The organism is Niallia laureatilytica, from assembly GCF_046613985.1.
Taxonomy (GTDB): domain Bacteria; phylum Bacillota; class Bacilli; order Bacillales; family Cytobacillaceae; genus Niallia.
In genome coordinates this window covers 325,073-349,124 of sequence record NZ_JBKKHP010000004.1, presented here as the reverse complement: position 1 = coordinate 349,124, position 24,052 = coordinate 325,073, and the positions used below count along the sequence as shown (strand labels likewise).

The following is a 24,052-nucleotide window of genomic DNA, read 5'->3' as shown; positions in this document are numbered from 1 at the left end:
ATGTAAAGCATTGCATACAATATGACATGGTTATGCTTGGTGCTATTTTTCAGGGGTGCTCATACAATAGTTAATGGTAAGTACTTCATTGCTTGTGTTTAGACGTTTGAAGGAGGAGCTAATGAATGGCGGCGAAAAGATGGTCAGAGATGTCATTTCAGAATCTTCAAGAAAAGTCGATGACATTTGATGTTGTTTTTCAGCGCATTTCCAATTTTATGAGAAGAAATCCACGGGGAAATTATCGGTTGATGATTGGCACTGATTCTCAGGTTCACCCTAAGCATACTACCTTTATAACGGGCATTGTAATCCAGAACAAGGGTAAAGGAGCTTGGGCATGCATTAGAAAAATAATCGTTCCCCGCAAAATGCTGGCGTTGCACGAAAAAATTTCTTATGAAACAACCTTAACAGAGGAAGTGGTGTCTCTGTTTACAGAAGAACGGAAAAACGAACTGATTGATATTGTTCTGCCATTTATATATAGTGGAGCGACATTTTCAATGGAAGGACATATAGATATTGGCAGCGGCTCAAGAAATAAAACGAGTGAGTTTGTTAATGAAATGGTTGCAAGAATTGAATCAATTGGAGTTGAACCGAAGATTAAGCCTGATTCGTTTGTAGCCTCTAGTTATGCTAATAAATATACGAAATAATTTTTTACATAAAAAAAGCCTGTCCCAAACTGGAACAAGGCTTAATTTGTTATTCTTTTGTTGATGCCACTTCTTCTGACATCTTTTTGTTTTTGTTGATGAAGTGGATGATAAACGTAATAATGAACGCAAGAATCAATATAGCAAAGAAGATATAATGATCTAATTCAAAGCCAAAGATACTTGCAAACATTTTAAGAGCAATAATGCCAATTAGCACAAATGCAGTGTTTTCCAATTCAGGCACTTTATCAATTAATACAAGGAATAGCTTCGCTACTGTTCTCATCATTAAGATTCCAAGCATTCCACCGAGAAGCAGAATCCAAATTTCTTCAGAAACAGCTAATGATGCGAGAATACTGTCAACTGAAAATGCTAAGTCCAACAATTCAACAGAAATGACCGTAGCCCAAAATGAACCAAACATCCGGACAGTCCAGCTGTCTTTTTTTATTCCCTTAGCGTCCTCATCCTTGTTGTCAAGCCAGAAATGTTTAATAACAATCCACGCAAGATAAGCGGCACCAAGGACTTTAATCCATGTGAACTTGATTAAATATACCCCAAGTCCGATAAATAGAAAGCGGAAGAAATACGCTCCAAACAATCCGTAAGTGAGTGCTTTTTTTTGCTTGTCCTTCGGCAAATCCTTGACCATAATGGCAAGTACTAACGCGTTATCTGCAGAAAGTAGTCCTTCAAGGATGATTAATGAACCAATCAATCCCCACGAAACTGGATCTGATAATACTTCTACCCACATGTCCCAATCAAAAAAGGAAGCATAAGTGGAAAGTATTTGATGTAGTATGTCCAATGAAAAAGCCCCCAAATATAAGTAATGTAATTTCGATAATGAAAATATTATACTCCTAAAAATACACAACTGCAAACCTTTAAACAGTATTTGGAAGCTTAGCCCTTGTAATGATGCTGTTATATACTATTGTAAATCTTCAAATTCCTTTGCTATTCGATCTAACGCTGTTTGAATGAGTGAACGCGGCGATGGAATACAAATTCTCTGAAAGGCTGTGCCTTCTTCTCCGAACATACTTCCATCCTCTAACAGGACATTCGCTCTGTTATAGATGCGATCATGGACTTCTTCAGGTGTAATATTATAGGCGGAAAAATCCATCCACATAATATAAGTGCCTTCTGGTATGACCACTTTCACCTTCGGCATTTTTTTGTCGATAAATTCTTTCACCATTTCCATCGTGCCGTCAATATATGTTTTCAAATCTTCGAGCCATTCTTCTCCATCGTTATAAACAGCAATAAGCGCAGATATGGTAAACGGTGATGCCATTTGGTGACCCATTGTTTTTATAAATTGTTTGCGCAGCTTTAAATTCGGAATGACCATATTTGTGCAATGAAGACCAGCAACATTGAAGGTCTTGTTGATGGCTGTACAAGTAATTAACATCTCATTATCAGCGATTTTCGCCATTGGAATGAACTTTTCATTTTTTCTGATCAAATCACCGTGAATTTCATCAGCAACTATCAATACTTGATGCTTTTTGCAAATCTCCGCTAATCTTTTCAGTTCATCTTCGCGGAAAATCCTGCCTGTTGGATTATGAGGGTTGCATAATATAAACATTTTTGTGCTGTCTTGACTTGCCTTTTCCTCAAAATCTGCAAAATCAATCGTATAATAGCTCTGCTCATCATATAGAAGAGCGTTGTTCAAAACTGTTCTGCCGTTCCCCTCAATTGCTGTTGTGAAGGGCGGATAAGCAGGACGCTGAATAATAATGCCGTCGTTAGGCTCTGTATAGGCACGGATTGCCATATTAATTGCATGAACAGTGCCAGGGCTATACACAATATGCTCTTTATCGATGTCCCAATCATGTCTTTTTTTGAACCAATGCTGGATGGCTTTATAATATTCATCTGGAAAAATGGAGTAGCCGTAAATTCTGTTTTCAACTGTCTTATGCAAGGCATCAACAAGAGCCTGTGGTACTGGCAAGTCCATGTCAGCAGTGAATAAGGGAATCGTCTCTTCATCATAGCGCTCAGTGAGACCCATCTCCTTAATGAGCTTGCCGCCATCCCATTTAACCGAATATGTATTGCGCCTGTTTACTACTTCATCAAAATTATTAAGCATTATTGCACCCTCCTTGCTTTTTTTAGAAATCAATCTTCTTCATAAATCATCTTAACCGTCATCCCGCCGTCTATTGTAAGATTTGTTCCTGTGATGAAATTATTCTCTCTGTCTGTCAAAAATAGACATGCTCTAGCGATATCAGAAGGTTTACCAACTCTTTTGGATAAATGCTGCTCATGATCCACATCCCTTAATGAATCATAATGCTTCGTTTCAATCCAGCCAGGAGCAATGCTGTTAACAGCAATCCGGTCATCTGCAAGACTGTTCGCCAATGCATGGGTAATTGCCATAATTCCACCTTTGCTTGCACTATAGCTTTCTGTATTCGGTTCAGACATATATGCCCTTGTCGATGACATGTTCACAATTGCGCCGCCGTTTGCATTGTGCCTCATTATCTTAGCTGCCTCGCGGGAGCATAAAAATACACTCCGCAAATTTGTATTTATAATGTCATCCCATTCCTCCACTGTTAGATTATAAAAAGATTTAAACAGAGACTTGCCTGCATTATTGACTAAAATATCAATCCTGCCAAACCTCTGTTTCGTTTCTTCCATCAGCCGAATAATATCCTGCTCCTGCCTTATGTCTGTTTTAATGAAAGCTGCATTTTCAGAATAAGCTGACGCTTCAATTATTTTATTAGACGCAGCTTCATCCACATCTGCAAAAACAACCTTAGCACCTTCCTTTAAATAGTGCTCTGCAATGCTTTGACCGATTCCGTTGCTTGCGCCTGTTACGATGACGACTTGATTTGAAAATTTCATCGCTGTCTCCTTTATCCTTTTTTGTTCCCATCCATTTTAGTTTTTACATTTCATTATTATTGTAATAAAGGAATCCAGACATTTCAAAAATTAACACTTTAAAATTAAATTACCTGCGATTAGATACTTAGACTTATCGTACTAACAAGGGCATTTACCTGCAGGAGATTAAAAAAAGTAAGCAAAAACGCTCCATATAATGGAGCGTTTTTTATTCATCTAGTTCTTTAACACTAATGTTTTCAAACAAAGCTTCCCAATAATCATCATTGTTTGTCCACTTTTCGTATTCAGGCATTTCCACTACTGTAACATTTTTGATTGGCCAGCTTTTCACTTCCATATCCTCTCTGTCATTATGATTGACGACCAGTATATGAAACTGATTTTTCACAATATCAGACAAGACAGCTTGCAGCTGAAGTGTATCTGAAAATGATGCTTCTGTCCTAACAAATAACAGGCGTTCTCCTTCATCAAAAAATTTTAACATTCTTTCCACACGTCTATCTACCTTCTGTTTTACCTTTGAATATTCCGGAAAGTTTGTAAATGTATTGCTGTCTGCTCGAAAATCATGGCTGGAAACAATATTGTAAGCGGTATCTGTAATGACTAAATGTGGATCTGTAGAGTTGATGCCTGTCGAGTACTCTCCAGTTGCTTTTAGGTTATGAAGTTCCATATATCCTGAAAATCTGTTAGCCAGCAGTCTAGTAACATCTGGCAGGTTATTTGAAGCCATCCAGTCCAGCGGCCCTGCAAATGGACGCAAATTAAATTTACGCAATTGGATGCTTGCTAAGCACAAATCTCCTAAACTGAAAATAGCGTCATATGTTCCTTTCATATCTTGTACACTCATATACTCTAAGTCTCCTTTATTCATGCCTTCATTTCGGACGAATAGAAATTCCATCGAAAATTTGTTGCCAGAGATGATTATTTCCATCCCATATATCTTCATTTGGCAGCCATATAGAACAAACATTATCAATATTGCATTCTTGCTCAATAAGATCAGAAACTGGATAGTGATTAACGACTAATAGTGTAAAGTCACCTTTGACAACCTCACGAAGTGCGGATTGGAGTTCAATAATTTCTTCAATGGATGCTACTGACCGAATGAATAAGATACGTTTATCAGTCTGTACACTCTGAATGAATCTGGTGATTCTTCTGTAGTACTTCTCCTTAACAAACGGCAAATCCATCAGATTATCAATCGTATTCCTGTCTGTTTTAAAATCATGGTTAAAGCTGATGATATTATCAATATCATATACAAGCAAATCGGAGTCTGAAGCATATCCGGTAGTGACTAGGTTCTCTTCTGCAAGAAAACCGGTAAAATAAGTGCGAATCAGCTTGGCTACATTGTGCACATACCTAATCCCTACCCAATCTAGTGGACCGGCAAATGGCCTGAGATGAAACTGTCTCATTTTCATGGCTGGCAGGCAGTTTTCACCTAAACTATAAATAGCATCATATTCACCTTTAATTTCATGAAGCTTCATGTACATACTCCTTTTAATAACACTAGTGTGCCATTATCAAAATGAAAACTCATAGAGGCAAACAGGTGATGGAAGAGGGGGCTAGCAGCATACGACTATAAACTGAATTTTACAAGGAAAAGGAAACACAATATGGAGAATGGTTATTAATTATTATAATAATGATAGGTTTTTTGTAAGCCTTCACTTATGCTGTACTCCGGTTTCCATCCAAGCTGTTCACAGCATTTTTCATTTAAAAGACAGCTGTGTTTAATATCACCTGTCCGGCTGGTAACATGAATGGTTTCTAGACTGTCTGGATGAAGTTCTAATAGAATCTCAGCAAGTTGATTAATGCTTGTTGGCTTATTTGTACTTACATGAAAAATATCATTGCTGCCGCTTGTCATTGCTGCGATGTTTGCTTTCACAACATCCTCAACAAATACGAAATCTCGTGTCTGTTTTCCATCTCCATGGATTTTTAAACAGCTTCCTTCTTTAATCCTGTCCATAAAAACGGCAATAACACCGCCTTCTCCTTTGGCAGTTTGTCTTGGACCGTATACATTTCCATAGCGCAGGATGGTGAAATCCAGTCCATATAATACTTGGTAAAGTTGAATATATTGTTCAGCAGATAATTTAGATAATCCATAATAGGAAATTGGTGATGTACGATCGTGTTCTTCAATCGTTTCTTTTTGAAGATTGCCATACACTGCAGATGTAGAGGAAAAAATAATTTTTTTCACATTTGCTTTCCGGCATCCTTCCAATATATTAATAGTGCCGTTGATATTGATATCTGCATCTTCACATGGATTGTTAATCGACCTTGTAACATCTGCCTGTGCTGCTAGATGGAATACGAATGCAGGCTTTTCGGCTTCGATTATTGCTTGTGCCCTTTCACTGCGGATATCCACTTCATGCAATACCACATTGGGATGTTCAGGGAAATAATGGCCTGACGAATAATTATCCAGTATATGAACTTCATATCCCTCTTTTAATAAATAATCTGTTAAATGAGAGCCGATAAACCCTGCTCCACCAGTAACTGCTACTTTCATCCTTCTGCTCCTCTACTCATTTTTAATAGCTTATGATATTCGAGTGTTCCGTGTATATGGCGGGTGCCCATACTGAGCCAAAAATGGACATCTCCTTATAAGAAAAAAGCGAATGGCGACAAACCATCCGCTAAAAAACTCATAATTTTTCTGATGGTATCTTGTTGATTGCCGTTGTGTCAGGGATTCTATAATTAATTGGTAATGCCGAAGTTATTTCATCTACATAACGTCTATCCACGAAGGCTTTTTTTGTATGTCCCCTTTTTTCAAACAAATCATCATAGTTGTCACTTGACATCTCATCAAATATTTTTATCATGCGGGAGTTAGGAAGGTGATAATCAGCTGGTAAAGCTGCTACGATTTTATCAAATATTGTCCGGTCCACAAAGAACGGCTTTGCTCCCGGCTTTTTAACAAAAAGAGATTTATAAACGTCACTTGACATCTTAGAGAAAACCTCTAATGTTCCGATATTAGGAAGAAGATAGTCTTGAGGTAGCACTTCACCAAGTCGGTCCATAATATGATTATCAATAAATAACGGCTTTGCTGCGGTATTAGCAGGGGAGTTCCTAATAAATAAATGTTGATACGCATCTACCTTCATCGGCTGAAAAACAGATATCGATTTTTCGTTTGGTATGTTGTAATCCGAAGGAAGAACAGAATCGATTTTTTCCCACACTCTTTGCCGTTCTTCCTGCCTTTTCTGCTCCTCTAGCTTTTTCTGCGCTTCGAGTTTTTGCTGCTCTTCAAGCTTTTTCTGTGCTTCGAGTCTTTGCTGTGTCTCGAGCTTTTGTTGTGTTTCCAGCTTCCGCTGTGCCTCAAGCTTCTGCTGTGTTTCGAGCTTCTGCTGTTTCTCAAGCTTTTGCTGTGTATCCAGCTTCTGCTGTGCCTCAAGCCTTTGTTGAGTTTCGAGCTTATGCTGGTTCTTACGACTTTGTTGTGCCTCTAATCTTTGTTGTGTTTCAAGTCTTTGTTGCTCTACTACTCTCTGGTACTGTTCTAGTCTTTTTTGCTGTTCTAATTTTCGTTGCTTTTCCTGCTCTCGCTGCTGTTCGAACCATTTTTGATAATTCTGCCACTGTTGATGTTGACGCCATTGCAGCGGTCTTTGTGTTTTTTTAGCCTTCTTTTCATCTGTATGATTATTTGTGTTTTCTTCTTTATTAAGATCATTCGTCTTGTCCACATCTTCCTTTTTTACAGAAAAGGGGAGAATTTTATGGATGTTCTGTTTCCAAGGAAACTTCATTACCTTCCTTCCTCCCTCCCTTTTGCTAACGCAAGCTCATACACTTCCAGAATACTTTTAGCTCCTTTAGATAATGACCAATGCTCCAGTCCCCATACTCTTGCATTATTTCCAATAATGGATTGAAATTCAGGCGTACTTAACAGCAGCTGCAACAAACCGTATAATGCATCTACATCTTCAGCCGGATAGATCAAACCTGTCACCCCGTCCTCAACCATTTCAGGAAGTCCTCCTGCATCACTTACAATGGCAGGCTTTCCGGCAATTTGTGCTTCTACCAGTGACAGTGGCTGATTTTCCAATAGACTAGGAAATACATAAATATCGGACTGGGAAACTAGATACGGGACATCACTCCGATTCCCAAAGAAAAATACATCATCCTCCAATCCTAGTTCTATTACTTGTTTTTCCAATTCCTTCTGTTTATCGCCTTCCCCAATAATCCAACAAACCCAATCGTCTCTGTCTTCCTTAAGCTTACCTAAGGCAGCAATTAAATGATGTACACCTTTCATTTCAATAAGGCGCCCCGTATAGGTAATAATTGTTTTATCTTCAGGAATTAACAGTGATTCATTTACCTTTTGTGTTTCCAAAAGGAATGTATCAGTGTCAAAACCATAGTGCAGCACCTTTATTTGCTCTTCTGGCACTTGGAACTCCTCTGTTAGAATTTTTTTCATCCAGTTGTTTGCTACAATTGTATACGCCGCAGCAGTAGCACCAACCTTTTCCATTTCATCATAATAGGCTCGAGCCATATAACCGGTAGATGATTTATGCATTCCTTTCAGCTGGTGTCTAATTTCATGCGCCACTGAACCATGGAGTGTCGCAACTAACACGGTTCCCTCTGGCAACACCCTTGCAAGGCTTGCAGTTGCAATGACATCCTGTGTGTGGATGACATCGTATTCTGCAAGTCCAAGATAAGCCGCTGAAAGCTCAAAAACATAACGCTGAAATTCAGTGTATTTCACTAGTGCATTAGCATGGATCTCTGGATATGCTTCTTCTGTCAGCTTCGCTTCGAGCAATGGCATGATTTTTTCTTTCTCAATGGAGATATCTTTATTGTAGATATATACAACACTTGTATCTTCATTAAACCCGAGCAGGTCTACTTCATGCCCGAGTTTTTCTAATTCTCTTTTTTGTTGTTCCATATAATGCCAGACTCCCCCGACATGGGGAATGGGCCAATAGGTTGCTAATAGTATTTTCATATTTTTCGATTCTCCTTTACTGTAATATTTCTAAGTCTTAAGGGGTGGTTGCTTGGCGATAAATCGCCATAATATTCTCCACTCCAGTTTCTAAGGACCAATGCTTTAGTCCCCATTGCTTGGCGTTAGCTCCAAGAAACGTTTGGTATTGCTTATTTACTAAAAGCATATAAAGACTGTTCCGAAGCTCTTCGACATTCCCTTTTGGAACAATCAATCCTGTTAACCCATGTGTAATCATTTCAGGGAGTCCCCCTGCATCGCTCACAATACATGCTTTGCCGACAATCTGTGCTTCAATAACAGATAATGGCTGGTTTTCGATCATGCTTGGCAAAACATAGACATCTGCCCTAGATAGAAACTGCGGGATGTCTTCTCGTTTTCCAAAGAATACAATCATATCTCCCAAACCAGCTTCTGCAGCTTGAAGCTTAAGTTCATTCAGCTTTTCACCTTCTCCTACAATCCAGCATACCCAATTCGATAAAGAACCTCTGAGCTGTTTTAATGCTTCAATTAATACGTGCACACCTTTCAATGCAACTAGTCTTCCAGTAAAAAGAATTACTTGTTTCCCAATTGGTTTTGTTATGCTCCTATCCTGCGGATCGATTCTGTTCAAAAAAGCTTCTATATCAAATCCATAATGGAGGACAGTCATTTGCTCTGCTGGTACATGAAATTCATTGATGAGAATATCCTTAAGCCAATTGTTTGCAACAATTGTTACATCAGCAGAAGTTGCTCCTAAATACTCCAATTCATCGAAATACGTACAGCCTATTTGGGAAGTTGCTGTAACATGTTCATAGAGAAGATGATCTTTCATTTCGTGTGCAACTGAACCATGCAAGGTTGCAATTAACTTAGGTCCATTCAACTGCAGCTTCCCAAAGCTAGTTGTTGAAAATACATCCTGTGTATGAATGATATCGTACTTAAGCAAATCGAGACTGGAAATGGCAATTTCATATCCAATCCGGTGTTTTTCACAATAAGTGACAACTGGATCTGCCATATACGGTTTATGCTGGATGCTTGCTAAACGGCTGTTTATTTCTACTTGTAAATCATCATTAAAAATCTTTTTTTCTTCTGATACAAAATATGTGTACTTATGCAATTCTCCGTACCCTAATAAATCTACTTCATGTCCTAATACCTCAAGTCGTTTTTTTAATTGGTTCATATAATTCCATACTCCTCCGACATGTGGAACGATCCAGTATGTCGCAAGCAGGATTTTCATATATACAGCCCCTTTCCGCTTTGTCTCTTTATTCATATTTAAATAAATAAAACTAGTATAGGCTGTTGCCTGTAAAATGGGTGGACTTTCTAAAAAAATCCATATTTTACCCATAATATTTGTCCAAGCTTCTTAGTATTTTGCACATAAGCTATTTTGTAACTTCCGAGAAATTGAAAGGAGGTGAAATAAATGCCTGTTGCATTACAAGCCTTTACAAATCCAACAAACACTGTCCGAATTGCAGACTCTGCTACAGCACCTGGTCCTGTTGTTACTGTAGGCCCACAAACTCCGTTAATTGATGGAAACAGCTCCTACATTTGGTCTCCAGTCAGTGTTTCTGGCCAAACAGTAACATTCCGCAGTGTCTTTTCATTAGGTGCTCCAGCGTTAGGTCTAGCTTTGCCATTAACAGTATTTTATGCATATGCTGGAAATCAAACTGTGTCTGTTACAGGAACATTACAGGTACTGGATGTATTAGGAATCATTGTCCTTACAGTTCCTTTATTCTCAGGTGATACGAATTTAGGAAATCCGTTAAACGTAAGCACAATTGCAGCTGATACTCTATTGGCAGCAAGTATACTAGGCGGCACGATAAACATTACAATTGATGCTGTTGTGACTGCACCTATAACGACTCCTTACGAACCAGTCAACACTGGCCGTTATCTAGGAGAAATCACAGTTCAAACAATTGTCTAAACCTAAAAACTAACTGATAGATTAAAACTAGGAGGTGAAAAAATGCCAATCGTTTTACAAAGTTATACTACTCCGGCCAATACAACTATTGTCGCAAATACTGCTGGCGGAACATTTCCACAAATACCAGTTGTGGTAACACCATCTGCCACTGCCCCATTCATTGACGGGAGCAATGCTTATATTTGGGCCCCTAATAGTGCAACGAACCAAACAGTAACCTTCGTAAGCAGATTCACTTTTCCGTTAGGTCTTTTAAATGTTGCTTTGCCAGTCAGTGTCAACTATGCCTTTTCTGGAACAGAAACAGTCATCGTTAGCGGAATATTAGAAGTCGTCAACCTACTAGGCATTGTTATTGCGACAATACCGGTATTTACGAATGTTGTGAATGCAGGTGGACCTTTAAGTGTAGAAATCGCATCCGGCGATGCCCTTCTTGCATTGCAGCTTCTCGGCACTAACGCAGTTTTGACTATTACTTCAACAGTAACATCAGGCGCAGCAGGCACTGGAAATTATTTAGGACAGGTTACGGTTAACGAAGTAATTGCACTGTAACTAAAATAACTGTTTATGCTTCCCACTTTATTAGCGGGAAGTTTTTTTTACTTATGAACATTTATTAACATAATTTTCTATAAAAAAGGATTGCTGCCTAGAACATGCGGTACGGACATGCATATGTTATAGAGATTCTTCATTACAGGCTTTACGAGAGGTGAGAAATGAAAGTATTGACAATATTGGGGACAAGGCCAGAGATCATACGTCTTAGTTTGATAATTGGCAAACTCGATCAATTGGCAGATAAACATATCCTTGTGCATACCGGACAAAACTTCACTTCGTCATTAAGTGAAATATTTTTTCAGGAAATGGGAATAAGAAAGCCAGATTATGTGCTTAGTGAAAAGCATCAGTCGTTGGGAGAACAGCTTGCCGTCATATTCAAAGAATTAGAACTGATATTAAATAGAGAAAAGCCGGATAAAGTGTTGGTACTTGGTGATACAAACAGTGGTTTAAGCTCCATTTTAGCAGAAAGAATGGGCATTCCAGTCTATCATATGGAAGCTGGAAACCGATGCTTTGATTTGGAAGTTCCAGAAGAAAAAAATAGAAAGCTAATTGACAGTGTCTCTAGCTTTAATCTCCCATACACACCACAAAGCAAGCAGAATCTTATGCAGGAAGGATTCCCATCGAGCAGAATACTTGTGACTGGAAATCCCATTTACGAGGTACTGCTTCATTATGGCGAACAAATTGATTCTAGTGGGATATTAGAAAAACTTTCCCTTAAAGAACAAGATTATTTCCTTGTGACCACACATAGAGCGGAAAATGTCGATTATAAAGATCGGTTAAAGGAAATCATTACTGGCATCAATTCGATAGCAAAATTGTATAAAAAAAGGATTATTTGCAGCATACATCCCCGCACGAGAGCTCGTATAGAACAAAACAAAGAGCTGAAGATTGATCCTTTAATTGAATTTTATGAGCCATTTGGATTTTTTGATTTTGTGAAGCTAGAACAAAACGCCCTATGTGTGCTTACTGACAGTGGAACTGTCCAGGAGGAATGCTGCTTATTCCATGTTCCGACTGTAACAATCCGCAAGACTACAGAACGGATGGAAACAATTGAATGCGGAAGTAATATCCTGTCCGGGCTGAATGGCAAACACATCACAAGCTGTGTGCAGGCAATGGTTAATCAATCAAGAAAATGGTCTTTTCCTGAAGGCTATGATCATGTGAATGTATCAGATAAAATAGTAAAAATTGTATTGGGAGGAATGAAAGTTGTTTGAAAATAAAAAGATTTTAATTACTGGTGGAACTGGTTCATGGGGACATGAGCTGGTGAAGCAGCTGCTCAATGAAAATCCAGAGGAAATTCGCATTTTTTCCAGAAATGAATCTGTGCAATTCATGATGAAACAAGAGTTTGACAATCATCCTAAGCTGCATTTTATTATTGGTGACATTAAAGAAAAAGAAACCTTGATGGATGCATGCCAAAATATCGATTATTTATTCCATTTAGCAGCCTTAAAGCACGTGCCAATTTGTGAACACCAGCCTCTTGAAGCATTAAAAACAAACGTCATTGGCACCCAGAATGTCATAGATGCTGCGATTGCACAAAATGTCCACAAGGTCGTCTATATTTCAACAGACAAAGCTTCTGATCCGTCTAATTTCTATGGTTTATCAAAAGCGATGGGAGAAAAATTAATCATTCATGCGAACACACTTAATACAGATACGAAATTCGTCTGCATTCGCGGTGGTAATGTTCTCGGAACAAACGGAAGTGTTATCCATGTCTTCAAAAAGCAAATTCGTGATAAGCAAACGGTCGGCATCACAGATCTAAAAATGACAAGATTCTTTTTGACCGTACAAGAGGCAATCAAACTAGTATTTAAAGCAACATTTGAAAGCTTTGGCGGCGAGATTTTTGTCATGAAAATGCCTGCATGCCGAATTATAGACTTAGCAGATGTAATAGTCGAACTTTCACAAGTAGAAAATGTAAAAACCGAAATACTCGGAATCCGCCCAGGGGAGAAAATTCATGAGCTGCTGCTGTCCAAATATGAGTGTACTACAACATGCATTTATGATGAGGAATATTATGTTATCTTGCCATCCATTCATATTGATGGGTTAAAAGAGCATTATGAAAATTGCTCTCCTGTTGACCTGGATGAGTATAATTCTGGCATCGGCTTAATCAGCAAAGAGGAAATCAAGGAGATGCTATCGAAAGGCGGTCTTATCTAAATGAAGCTCTTAGTCCTTGGTGGCAAAGGGATGGCAGGACATGTAATGGTAGCTTATTTCAGAAAAAATCCGAAATTTAAAGTCTATTACACATCAAGGGATAAGCAGGATAAAGATAGTATTTATCTGGACGTGACCGATCTGATTTCTTTGGAGAAAATCATTGAATCTATAAAACCAGATATAATCATTAACTGTATCGGCATCTTAAACGAAGATGCCGAGAAAAATCCTTTTATTGCCATGCAAGTTAACAGCTTTTTACCGCATCAGCTCGTCAAACTAGCGAAAAGAAACGGCGGAAAATTGATTCATATTAGTACAGATTGTGTGTTTTCCGGCGATGAAGGAGATTATACAGAGGACAGTATTCCAGATGGTACTACCCAATATTCCAAAACAAAGCAATACGGGGAAATTAAAGATGATGAAAACCTGACTATTCGAACTTCGATAATTGGCCCTGAACAAAAAGAACATGGAATTGGCCTCTTCTTGTGGTTTATGAAGCAGACTGGTGAAATTAATGGATATGAGCACGTATATTGGAATGGTGTAACAACCATAGAGCTGGCGAAAGCAACTGAAAAGATGATTGAAAATAATGTAACAGGTCTTTATCATTTATGTGTAAAAGAAAAAATTTCAAAGTACGAATTGCTAAAGCTGTTCCAAACAGTGTTTGACAAAAAGGATGTGAAAATCCTTCCTGATAAGGAAAATAAACTTGACAGGACAATCGTAAATACGAGGACAGATTATGTCTACACTCCCCCCTCATACTTGGATATGCTAAAGGAAATGAAAACTTGGATGAAAGCAAATGAATAAAACAATCTTAATTACCGGTGCTAGCGGGTTTACAGGAATCCACGCTTGCAGATTTTTTGCAGAAAAAGGCTACCATGTTTATGGAGCAGCTAAAAATCCAAATTCCCTCATTCCTGGCATTAAACAGCTCCTACTATGTGATTTAGCTAACGAACAGGATGTGGATAAATTAATTGAAACATGCAAGCCGGATTACTTGCTGCATCTTGCAGGACAAAATCATGTCGGAGACTCCTGGGATAATCCTGTTAAAACACTGGAAATAAATGCGCTATCAACAGCCTATTTGCTTCAGGCAGCAGCTAATCACAGGCCAGACTGTAAAATTCTAATTGTCGGTTCAGCCTTGCAGACCAATCCACAGGATATATCCGCTATCCCGCACCCTTACAGTTTAAGCAAAACAATCCAAACAATGATTGCTCTATCTTGGGCTAATCTGTATGATATGGACATTAGAGTCGCAAAACCAACAAACTTGATTGGCCCTGGTAATTCTAACGGCGTTTGTGCAATTTTTATTAAAAATATTCTCGAGGCTTCAAAAGATGGAAAAACACCAGTTATCAAGGTTCAAAATATTAATGCAACAAGGGATTTTATCGACGTTCGCGATGTTGTGTCTGCATATGAATATATCTTGCTTAAAGGAAGCAAAAACGAAGTGTATGATATTACAACAGGTGTTAGCCAGTCGTTAGGAAATGTTTTAGCGCATCTGGAACAATTAACAGGAAGAACTATTGATATAAAATCAGCTTGTTCTGATGCTTCCGATACTGCTCCTGTGATATACCCTGTTAAACTGAAAGGGTTAGGCTGGCAGCAGGAAAGGTCACTGACATCTTCTTTAGTTGATATGATCAATTATTATCAAGGATAAAAAATGAGTCGTGCATGAAATGCGCGACTCTCTTTAGTAGTTACCAGTTGATTTCTCTAGTTCTGTGGTTTTACACCAAAATGACTCATCATGGAAACAAAGTTCTGGCAGTACTGCTCTGGACTGAATTCACGTCTCAAATGCAAGTAAGCACTTGTTCGGATATGTTCCCTCAATGGTACGGAGAACATCAACTCCTTCGCTTCCTTACACGCCGCTTCAATATCTCCTAGCGGATAATACTTTCCAGTTACATTATGGATAATAGAACTTCTCACCCCATCAGAGTCTGTTGTAAGTACAGGACATTTGCAGCTGAATGCTTCGAGCACAGAATAAGGTGCACCTTCCACTTTAGATGTAGAGCATAGAAAACCGCCCGAATCTCCAATCATCGAATAATAATCTGCCATTTGTTCATTCGGGATATTCGGCAATACTGTCAAATGTTCAGCTAGCTGGAGCTGTTCCACTAAAAGTTGAAAGGCTGCTCTCTCCTCTTGTGTCGATAATGTAGGATCCTCAAACATATAAAGCTGAATACCATTATTAACATCATTTAAGAGCTGTTTTCCTATCTGCAGAAACTCTCTCCAGTTTTTATTGTCCTCCAGTCGTCCAATCCAAGCTACAATCGGTTTCTCCGATTTTGGCAGGCGCTTATATGCGAATTTTTTGCTGTCGAAACAATTATTAAATTGGTAGGTTGGTATGGACGGAAATAATTCACTGAAAATTTGAGAAATATGGGGTGTCTTAGGATTGAGTAACCCAACTTTTGGTGTTGTCACATATGGAATTGCGTTCGTCATTTCGGTTCTGGCCACATGCTTTGGTCCATACCCTTGTATCTCCAAAATAATAGGGCCAGTGTATCCGAAATTCCGAAAGCGCGGAATCGATTTATAGTCTGAAATGATTACCATCCATTGATAATTGCCTTTATCTAAAATTGCTTTAATTTCTGTATCATCATCTGTGATAAATGTTGGTCCTTCATGGTCATTAACTAAATCTCTTGCTTTGCGGAAATATAGGAAATGGCTGTTAATACCAGCCTGTTTAAGGGCAGCTGAACGTTGGCGATTTAATGTTTCCACCCCGCCGCTCGGCACATAATAGACAAATAGAATATTCATTGTTGTTTTCCAGCATCCCTTCATATCATTATTTTTTAACATGCTTCTAATAGGATATGGAAAAGTGCTCCAATTTGACCTCTTTTTTGTCTTTTAGGGAGAAAAAACTTTGATGAATGATGTAATTCAGTCAAGCACATACCTATACAGCAAGCAGGAGATATACATATATTACTATTACTGAAAAGAATTTCTACACAAACAGAGGAATAAAAAGAAGGAGGAAGTAAGTTGTATCCGAAAATATCAATCATCATCCCTTTTTATAATTGCGCTTATGTAGATCAAGCCATCAGGAGTGCCTTGAATCAAACCTATCCGAATGTAGAAATAGTTCTAGTTGACGATGGCTCCGTTAAATACAGAGAAAAAATTATGCCATATAGGTCACGAATAAAGTATATTCGAAAAGAAAATGGTGGTACTGCAACAGCTTTGAACAGGGGCATTGCAGAAGCGACCGGTGAGTATATAGCCTGGCTTAGCTCAGATGATCTTTTCAAGCCCGAAAAACTTAAGCGGCAAATGGAATTTATGTTGGAAAGAGGATTAGACGCAAGCTTTACAAACTATGATATTATCGACAGTAACAATAATGTACGAATCCCATCTAATGGTGCCAACTATTCAACTATGAAGGCAGTATATGAAGGTTATTTATACTCTAACCCAATAAACGGATGTACCATTTTAATCAAAAAAACCATTTTTGAAAAATATGGAGACTTTAACCCTGCAATGGTATATACACATGATTATGAAATGTGGTTTCGTTTACTGTCTAAAGGGGTGCATATTGTTTACTTGGAAGAGTCATTGACACAGTTCCGCTCCCATTCTGAATCTGGTACGACTAAATACCAACAGCAGATGCTTGCAGAAATGCAGGTCATTGAGGCAATGTACAGACCGCTTATAGTTCAGTATATTGTTGATCATTATTTACTTCTTTAAATAAATAAAAAAGTGATTATTTGGATGCGTAAAATCTATAATTACAGTTAGAATAGGACAAACCCCCATCGATCCTTTTGTTCGATAGGGGTTTGTCTAAGTATTGCTATAATTATTCTCCGATTACAACTTTCTCCATAACATCGCCGTTTCTCATCGCTTTAACAGCAGAGATTCCAGATGTTACTTTACCGAATACTGTATGTACTCCGTTTAAATGCGGTTGAGGATCATGTACGATAAAGAATTGGCTACCGCCAGTGTCTTTACCAGCATGAGCCATTGATAATGAGCCTTCTTGGTGTGTATGAGGATTGCCTTGTGTTTCACATTTGATTGTGTAACCAGGACCGCCTGTACCGTTGCCGTTAGGGTCTCCACCTTGGCTTACGAAGCCTGGGATAACGCGATGGAAAGTCAATCCATCATAAAAGCCTTCTTTAGCAAGTTTTGTGAAGTTTTCTACTGTTCCTGGTGCTTCGTTCGGATAAAGTTCGAATTCGATCTTTTCACCGTTTTGCATTAGTATGTATCCATTTTCTGCCATTATTTACATCTCCTTTAATCTTTGTCCCTATTTTGTTGGGACAAATGTTTCAACTTATCATACCATACATTCTATCAAGAAATAAAATGTATTGCTTGTCCTTAAAAAAAAGCTAGTGCTATTCTACCTTTTGCGGCTCTGGAAAATTAACGCCCTTCGTATCCACACTTACTTTCTTCATGATAACATCTTCCTTCGGTTTATCATTAGCATCTCTGTCAACGGCAACGATTTTGTCGACTACTTCCATGCCGCTAATGACTTTACCAAATGCAGCATATTGGCCATCCAAGCTTTCTGTCGTTTTAGTCATAATGAAAAACTGAGAGCCTGCTGAATCTGGATCGCCTGATCTTGCCATGCTGATTACGCCTCGTTCATGCTTCAGATCATTGTCAAATCCATTGTCTGAGAACTCCCCATTTATCGCATAGCCAGGACCACCTGTGCCATTCCCCGCTGGATCTCCGCCTTGGATCATGAAGTCAGGAATAACTCGATGAAATGTTAATCCATCATAGTAACCCTTTTCTACAAGTGTAACAAAGTTGTTGACAGTATTCGGCGCTTTTTTCGGATATAATTCGATTTCAATCTTTGAATCATCTTCCATGGTAATGGTCACAATTGGATTTACCTCAATAGTTGGAGAATTAGATGTAGAGCTTTTTGAATCCTCCGCTTCATTCGTACTGCCGCATGCTGCAAGTCCCATCGTTAGCAACAACAAACATGCAAGCAATAATCTGTTTTGTCGGAATTTCTTCTTCTGTTCCATATTACACCCCCTATATACTTGACGAATTAATTGTACATAAAGAGATAAAAATAAACAAATCTAAAACAGTCAAATGTACTTACAGTTCAATATAGATACGGTAAACTCCATCAATAAATTGTTCATCATACACATAAAATCCATTATCTTCAAGCTTAGCAAGGATTTGCTCTTGTGCTTCCTTGTCAGTGACAGTAATATACCCTTCACTATCGTATGTTTCGAGTGCTTTATTTACAGCATCTTCTGTTGTGAGCACTTGCCCAACCGTTTCTTTTAAAGTCATTTAGCAATCCCTCCAGAAAAATTTACAAACTACTATTAAATGATACCCTGTTTCCTTTAAGGCTGTAAACAACCATCGTAAATTTTACGACAGCTGTTTAAGCAAATAGGCGGCAAGCTGTTTCGATTCTATTCTGACTGCTATGGAAGGTGGCTTTGCTCCTGGCACGAGCTGCAGTGGATGACCAATCCATACGATGTGTTCATCTACAATGACAAACGGAAAGGGAGCGTCATATTCCATACTATCGACACGTTTATTTTTAAAACTCTTTACTGGACCATATACTTTGCATAATGTGTTTGCAGCAATTGCTTCTAAAAGCTGCAGCCAGTCTTGTGGAACTTGAACTATATCCGGCATTGCAGCAACAACGGTTTTTCCATTCTTCATATCTTCCCATATATCTTTCGTGTTTTTTGCATGCTGCCATTTAAGATACGGGTGGCTGGAATTAATCCATGTGCCGATTTTCTGCTGTTCAACTAGTAAATTCTCACTCCATTGATGCTCCACAAGCTTTCTTACAGCCTTATCTCTGCCTACTCTTCTTTTGATGAAATCACAGTTAGCAATATGAATAAACTTACCCTTAGACCTCGTAATTGCCACGTTCAATAATCTGTCACTGTCTTTTCCAAGCAGCAGCATTCCCGGCCGCTCATGAGGGTACCCTTCTGTGCTGTCAAATATAATCATATCCTTTTCACTGCCTTGGAAACGATGGACTGTCGCTATCTGAATACTGCTATCAGCAAGCTGCTTAGGGAACAGTTCAGCGGTAACAGCGTCCATCAGTTCACTTTGAGCTCTATATGGCGTCACATAGCCAATGCTTCTTATTCCGCTTTTCCATGCTTCGACAATCAGCTGTAAGGAGAGCAGCATATGCATGAGATTAATACGTGATTTTGTACCTTTTTCAAAGCCGCCATAATAGCCAAAATTACTTGTATCCAAGAGGATATTGGCTTCTTTCGGAAAAGGACCTTTTTCTGTGATCGCTTTTCGCGATGATGAAACGGTTGGATGATCGGAAACAAGTGAGTGATAAATATGCTTATTAGTAAAAGACGATATGCTTGGATGCATCCTTCTCTGTTCATTCAGTAACAGCAAATGCTGATGAAGGGACCCAGATGCTACACTGTCGGCAACGCCTGACGCATGGAAAATATCCTCTTTCAGCCATTTATTCACTGCTTCGCTTCTGCTTGCTGCAATCGGAGGCAATTGTTTAAAGTCGCCGCAAACGATCAATCGCTTTCCAAGTGAAGCTGCAAAGGCTGTTTGCGGCACATAGGCCATACTTGCTTCATCAAGGAGAATAAGATCATATTCATCCTCATAAATAGCTGGGTCTGTCGCAGCTTTAGCAAGTGTAGTGCCAACTACCATCGCCTTTTTAATAAACTGCAATTCTTTTTTTCGTATTTTTTCTAATACTCTTGCAATCTGTTCCTCCATTTTAAGTAGAGCTTGTGAATCTCTGCTACTGAAGGATCTCGCTAAATCTCTTTTTAATTTAATCTTTTCATCTAACAATTCTTGTTTTTGAACAGCTAAAGCTTTGTCCTTCTCGTCAAGAAGTGCACTTGTTGTTATTTTTTCATCGTGCATATCCATTTCTGCTGCATTGCCTCCATACCGGAGAATATCGCCAATTTTAAATCTTTTTTTGTTTTGTGCTGTTTTCGTTATTTCCTTCATGAGCACATCTACTGCTTGGTTGCTTTGAGACAGGAGAAGAATCCTTTTTCCCTTCCAATATTTTTGGAGGGCAACTCTTGCTAATGTATATGTTTTACCTGTTCCCGGCGGTCCCCATACAAAGGTGATGGGATTATACTTGCTTCTCAAGGAAAGATCATGAACATGGTTTTTAATCATATCCTGGGGATGCTTCGCAGGCATGGAAGGATTCATCAGCCTTTTAATTCGCATTCTTTTCGTCTTATTTTCCTTAATCGCATCAAACCGGATCATCAGCTGCTCCAAAAGCTCCCAAGGATCGTGGCTAACAAAAGCTTCTGACACATAATCGCCGATTGATTTGTCAATCTGGAGGATTAAGCTTTTACCATCTGAAGACAGTATGCGGCCGTTAATCTTGGCTTTCCCCCAAGTAAGGACAACCGATGAACCGATAGGTATTTTAACGAAAGAAATGCTTTCAAAATAATATGTATAGTTCTCCTCTGTTTGAAGATGTTGGCCATTAAATAACGCTATTTTCGTACTGGAGAACCTTTTTAAATGATTTATTTCCTGCTGAAGAGCAAGCTGCCATTCTTTTATATATCTAGAGGTGCTTATCATTGTATTCCCTTCTAACTTCTTAATGATTTTTTTATTATAGCACCAAATTGTCATCATGAATGAAAAAAGGAAGACTCAAGGGTCTTCCTTGTATATCCTCTGCTGCCAAACATAATAACCATATATGATAAACGAAAGTCCGTACATGATTAAAAAATACTGCCATGGAGCAATCCCTTTATATTCAGCAATATGAAGCTTACTTAAGCCTGGCAGCACTGCAAATGCCATTAATGTATCCATGATGATGTTCGTAATCGTAAAAATAATAAAGCGGCTGCTTGTGAAATAAAATATCCAAAACGTTCCTACCGGAAATAGCCCATATGCGAAGCTAACATCAATCATATATCCCCATGGAACAATATATGTATGAATAATCCACCATTTATAATGAAACGCTATTTGAAAAATGATTGTCATTAAAAAAACCGTTAAAATTATTACAGGTATATACTTTTTAATGCGCTTCTTATTAGCAAACAGCAAGGAAAACCACGGGAGAAGCAAACTTATATAAAGTATCATTTTAGCTGTCATGATAATACTCCTATTCGTTAATTTCCCTTTATTATTTTTCCGCTCTTTGCAATTATGCAATAATGCAAAAAAACGGAAGGAAAAGGGGCATAATTGCCTACTTTCCTTCCGTTTTATCTTCGTCTTGGGTGATATATTTATCAATTTTTTCGTCTAGTCTTTCCAAGCTCTCTATTGCTCTTTTAATACTTATCGTCCGGTAATGGTGATGCCCGCCTGGCTCCTCATCCTTTTCGTCTGCTGCTTTAACAATTTCCTGCAGCGGTGTTAGGATGACATTTCCTCCAGGAATGAAACTGTCTGTATGAAACAAAACAGCTAATGCAATTTCTTTTGCTTTAACCGGATTTTCACCGAGTCTGATAAGGAGTTTATGTGCTCTTTCTGCCCCTTTAATAGGATGAATATCATTTTTTTTATACAGCTGATAATCCCATTTACCGTCCTTATACCACGTATAATGTCCCATATCATGAAGAAATCCTGCTTTAGCGGCATTATCCACATCTATATTTCTTTCTTTAGCCAACTCAAAAGCATGATAAGCTACGGCCAGAGCATGAGCTAATCCTGATCGCGTAATATACTTCTGCGCAATATGGTGTTTAAAAATATCTGTCAGTCTTACATCTCTCATCTCCGACACTCCCCTTGAATTGTTGCAGGCAATGTCCAAAAAACTTAAATATTAATTGCTCTATTACGAGGACAGCCCTTGATTTTTACCCATTATATACTATTAGATGAAAAAAGATAATAAAAAGGGTAAACACATTTTCATTTTTTTACCCATTTTATGTATGATTTATTCTTCTTCCATAAAAAAAACTGGCATCCTTTAGGATACCAGAAAATAATTATGCATTAACGGTTGGCAAACAAGTTACACCCATCAAATATTGATCTACTTTATACGCAACTTCTCGGCCTTCATTTATTGCCCATACAATTAAGCTTTGGCCTCTTCTTGCATCACCTGCTGCAAAAACGCCATCTACATTTGTTTCAAATTCGCCATATTTAGCGGCAATTTTGTTATTGCGTGTATCTACACCAAACTGAGAAAGAACAGATTGTTCTGGACCTTCAAATCCAATCGCAATAAACACTAGCTGAGCAGGCCAAACCTTTTCTGAGCCAGGAATCTCTTTAAATAAAAATCTGCCGTCCTCTTGTCTGATTTTCTCCATTTGCACTGTATGAAGCTCCTTCAGGTTCCCCTCTTCGTCATGCACCATTTTCGTTGTTTGGATGCTGTACTCACGAGGATCTTTACCAAATTGCTTTTGTGCTTCTTCATACGCATAATCAAGTGTGAAAACATGAGGGAAAGCAGGCCACATATTATCAGTAGCACGAGCTAATCCTAGCTGTGGGTGTTTTCCGAACTGAACAACTGTTTTGCATTTTTGACGAAGTGCTGTTGCAACACAGTCTGCCCCAGTATCACCGCCGCCGATCACGATAACATCCTTGCCCTCTGCATCAATGCTCGGTTTACCTAGACTTGGATCAAGCAGGCTCTTCGTTGATTGTGTCAAATAATCCATTGCAAAATGAACGCCATTTGCTTCTCTGCCTTCGATATTTAAATCTCTTTGCTTTTGCGCTCCAGTACAAAGGATAACTGCATCAAACTGAGCTTTTAGCTCTTCAGCCGTAATGTCTTTACCGATTTCCGTATTTGTGACAAAATCAATTCCTTCCTGTGTCAGGAGGTTAACTCTTCTTTCAACATCCTTTTTCTCCAGCTTCATGTTAGGGATACCGTACATCAACAGCCCGCCAGGACGATCAGAGCGCTCAAATACAGTGACAGAGTGCCCCGCCTGGTTAAGCTGATCAGCGCTGGCAAGGCCAGCAGGACCGCTACCGACAATCGCTACTTTCTTGCCTGTACGGTGTGATGGTATTCTTGGTGAAATCCAGCCGTTTTCAAACCCTTTATCGATAATAGTTTTCTCAATATTCTTAATCGCTACAGCTGGATCGGAAATGCCAAGGACACAAGACCCTTCACAAGGGGCAGGACATGCTGCTCCTGTAAATTCAGGGAAGTTGTTTGTTTTCAGCAATCTTTCAAGTGCATCCTTCCATCTTCCTTTATAAACTAAATCATTCCATTCAGGAATCAAGTTATGAATCGGGCAACCGGAGGTGCTTCCTCCGATTTCCATCCCGATATGGCAAAATGGTGTGGCGCAATCCATACATCGTGCACCTTGTCTGCTTAGCACCTCGTCAGAGAAAGGAGCAGAATACTTCTTAAAATCGTTAATGCGGGAGAGGGGAGACCTTTCTTCCGCTTCCTCTCTTTTATATTCCATGAAACCCGTCGCTTTGCCCAATTGTTTTCTCTCCTTT

Annotated in this window: 25 protein-coding genes; 8 read left to right on the top strand and 17 right to left on the bottom strand. The window is 38.7% G+C overall.

Annotated features, from left to right (window positions below; genetic code table 11):
- Positions 1-125: 125 nt before the first annotated feature.
- Complete coding sequence (locus ACLIJJ_RS13490) at positions 126-662, top strand: ribonuclease H-like YkuK family protein (protein ID WP_411228655.1); 537 nt, start codon at positions 126-128, stop codon at positions 660-662.
- Between the two features lie 49 nt (positions 663-711).
- Here ACLIJJ_RS13490 and ACLIJJ_RS13485 read toward each other — a convergent pair whose 3' ends face one another.
- From ACLIJJ_RS13485 to ACLIJJ_RS13445, 9 genes are all read right to left on the bottom strand, one after another.
- Complete coding sequence (locus tag ACLIJJ_RS13485) at positions 712-1,482, bottom strand: TerC family protein (protein ID WP_233313900.1); 771 nt, start codon at positions 1,480-1,482, stop codon at positions 712-714.
- 126 nt (positions 1,483-1,608) lie between these two features.
- Entirely contained in the window at positions 1,609-2,796 is a 1,188-nt protein-coding gene (locus ACLIJJ_RS13480; protein WP_411411049.1) for a MalY/PatB family protein, read from the bottom strand.
- Between the two features lie 29 nt (positions 2,797-2,825).
- Positions 2,826-3,575, bottom strand: a complete 750-nt coding sequence (locus ACLIJJ_RS13475; protein ID WP_411411048.1) for a glucose 1-dehydrogenase — start codon at positions 3,573-3,575, stop codon at positions 2,826-2,828.
- Positions 3,576-3,786: 211 nt separating this feature from the next.
- Complete coding sequence (locus ACLIJJ_RS13470) at positions 3,787-4,494, bottom strand: DUF1796 family putative cysteine peptidase (protein ID WP_411411047.1); 708 nt, start codon at positions 4,492-4,494, stop codon at positions 3,787-3,789.
- Complete coding sequence (locus ACLIJJ_RS13465; RefSeq protein ID WP_411411046.1) at positions 4,469-5,098, bottom strand: DUF1796 family putative cysteine peptidase; 630 nt, start codon at positions 5,096-5,098, stop codon at positions 4,469-4,471. Before ACLIJJ_RS13465 ends, ACLIJJ_RS13470 begins: the two co-directional genes overlap by 26 nt.
- 146 nt (positions 5,099-5,244) lie before the next feature.
- A complete protein-coding gene (locus tag ACLIJJ_RS13460; protein ID WP_233313905.1) occupies positions 5,245-6,156 on the bottom strand; it encodes an NAD-dependent epimerase/dehydratase family protein in 912 nt (303 codons plus the stop codon).
- A gap of 139 nt (positions 6,157-6,295) precedes the next feature.
- Positions 6,296-7,417 carry a hypothetical protein gene (locus ACLIJJ_RS13455; RefSeq protein ID WP_411411045.1) on the bottom strand — a complete coding sequence of 374 codons (1,122 nt, stop codon included), beginning with the start codon at positions 7,415-7,417 and terminating at the stop codon, positions 6,296-6,298.
- Complete coding sequence (locus ACLIJJ_RS13450; RefSeq protein ID WP_341076761.1) at positions 7,417-8,649, bottom strand: glycosyltransferase family 4 protein; 1,233 nt, start codon at positions 8,647-8,649, stop codon at positions 7,417-7,419. The genes ACLIJJ_RS13455 and ACLIJJ_RS13450 overlap by 1 nt, the downstream gene beginning before the upstream one ends.
- 37 nt (positions 8,650-8,686) lie before the next feature.
- Positions 8,687-9,937 carry a glycosyltransferase family 4 protein gene (locus tag ACLIJJ_RS13445; RefSeq protein ID WP_341076760.1) on the bottom strand — a complete coding sequence of 417 codons (1,251 nt, stop codon included), beginning with the start codon at positions 9,935-9,937 and terminating at the stop codon, positions 8,687-8,689.
- 156 nt (positions 9,938-10,093) lie between these two features.
- On the opposite strand from ACLIJJ_RS13445, the gene ACLIJJ_RS13440 reads away from it, so the two are divergent.
- From ACLIJJ_RS13440 to ACLIJJ_RS13415, 6 genes are all read left to right on the top strand, one after another.
- Positions 10,094-10,612 (top strand): hypothetical protein, encoded by a 519-nt coding sequence (locus tag ACLIJJ_RS13440; protein WP_233313909.1) that lies wholly within the window; start codon positions 10,094-10,096, stop codon positions 10,610-10,612.
- Between the two features lie 42 nt (positions 10,613-10,654).
- Positions 10,655-11,173, top strand: a complete 519-nt coding sequence (locus ACLIJJ_RS13435) for a hypothetical protein (protein ID WP_233313910.1) — start codon at positions 10,655-10,657, stop codon at positions 11,171-11,173.
- A 167-nt stretch (positions 11,174-11,340) separates the two neighbouring features.
- Entirely contained in the window at positions 11,341-12,432 is a 1,092-nt protein-coding gene (gene wecB, locus ACLIJJ_RS13430; protein WP_341076754.1) for a non-hydrolyzing UDP-N-acetylglucosamine 2-epimerase, read from the top strand.
- Positions 12,425-13,411, top strand: a complete 987-nt coding sequence (locus ACLIJJ_RS13425) for a polysaccharide biosynthesis protein (protein WP_233313912.1) — start codon at positions 12,425-12,427, stop codon at positions 13,409-13,411. The genes wecB and ACLIJJ_RS13425 overlap by 8 nt, the downstream gene beginning before the upstream one ends.
- Positions 13,412-14,242 carry a dTDP-4-dehydrorhamnose reductase family protein gene (locus ACLIJJ_RS13420; RefSeq protein ID WP_233313913.1) on the top strand — a complete coding sequence of 277 codons (831 nt, stop codon included), beginning with the start codon at positions 13,412-13,414 and terminating at the stop codon, positions 14,240-14,242.
- Positions 14,235-15,125 carry an NAD-dependent epimerase/dehydratase family protein gene (locus ACLIJJ_RS13415; RefSeq protein WP_411411044.1) on the top strand — a complete coding sequence of 297 codons (891 nt, stop codon included), beginning with the start codon at positions 14,235-14,237 and terminating at the stop codon, positions 15,123-15,125. Before ACLIJJ_RS13420 ends, ACLIJJ_RS13415 begins: the two co-directional genes overlap by 8 nt.
- A gap of 56 nt (positions 15,126-15,181) precedes the next feature.
- Here ACLIJJ_RS13415 and ACLIJJ_RS13410 read toward each other — a convergent pair whose 3' ends face one another.
- Positions 15,182-16,306 carry a glycosyltransferase family 4 protein gene (locus ACLIJJ_RS13410; protein ID WP_411411043.1) on the bottom strand — a complete coding sequence of 375 codons (1,125 nt, stop codon included), beginning with the start codon at positions 16,304-16,306 and terminating at the stop codon, positions 15,182-15,184.
- Between the two features lie 189 nt (positions 16,307-16,495).
- Here ACLIJJ_RS13410 and ACLIJJ_RS13405 point away from each other — a divergent pair, with 189 nt between their 5' ends.
- Positions 16,496-17,218 carry a glycosyltransferase gene (locus ACLIJJ_RS13405; RefSeq protein WP_233313916.1) on the top strand — a complete coding sequence of 241 codons (723 nt, stop codon included), beginning with the start codon at positions 16,496-16,498 and terminating at the stop codon, positions 17,216-17,218.
- A gap of 112 nt (positions 17,219-17,330) precedes the next feature.
- On the opposite strand, the gene ACLIJJ_RS13400 is transcribed toward ACLIJJ_RS13405, so the two are convergent.
- From ACLIJJ_RS13400 to gltD, 7 genes are all read right to left on the bottom strand, one after another.
- Positions 17,331-17,765 carry a peptidylprolyl isomerase gene (locus tag ACLIJJ_RS13400; protein ID WP_233313917.1) on the bottom strand — a complete coding sequence of 145 codons (435 nt, stop codon included), beginning with the start codon at positions 17,763-17,765 and terminating at the stop codon, positions 17,331-17,333.
- 118 nt (positions 17,766-17,883) lie between these two features.
- Positions 17,884-18,543, bottom strand: coding sequence for a peptidylprolyl isomerase (locus ACLIJJ_RS13395; RefSeq protein WP_233313918.1), 660 nt, complete (start codon positions 18,541-18,543; stop codon positions 17,884-17,886).
- Between the two features lie 79 nt (positions 18,544-18,622).
- The gene (locus tag ACLIJJ_RS13390) at positions 18,623-18,829 is read right to left on the bottom strand and encodes a hypothetical protein (RefSeq protein WP_233313919.1); all 207 of its coding nucleotides are present in this window, start codon (positions 18,827-18,829) and stop codon (positions 18,623-18,625) included.
- A gap of 84 nt (positions 18,830-18,913) precedes the next feature.
- Positions 18,914-21,148 carry a DEAD/DEAH box helicase gene (locus ACLIJJ_RS13385; RefSeq protein ID WP_341076744.1) on the bottom strand — a complete coding sequence of 745 codons (2,235 nt, stop codon included), beginning with the start codon at positions 21,146-21,148 and terminating at the stop codon, positions 18,914-18,916.
- Positions 21,149-21,223: 75 nt separating this feature from the next.
- A complete protein-coding gene (locus ACLIJJ_RS13380; protein WP_237941387.1) occupies positions 21,224-21,688 on the bottom strand; it encodes a hypothetical protein in 465 nt (154 codons plus the stop codon).
- 97 nt (positions 21,689-21,785) lie between these two features.
- Positions 21,786-22,325: an HD domain-containing protein gene (locus ACLIJJ_RS13375; RefSeq protein ID WP_233313922.1), complete on the bottom strand. Its 540-nt coding sequence runs from the start codon at positions 22,323-22,325 to the stop codon at positions 21,786-21,788.
- 220 nt (positions 22,326-22,545) lie between these two features.
- Positions 22,546-24,036 (bottom strand): glutamate synthase small subunit, encoded by a 1,491-nt coding sequence (gene gltD / locus ACLIJJ_RS13370; protein ID WP_233313923.1) that lies wholly within the window; start codon positions 24,034-24,036, stop codon positions 22,546-22,548.
- Positions 24,037-24,052 lie beyond the last annotated feature (16 nt).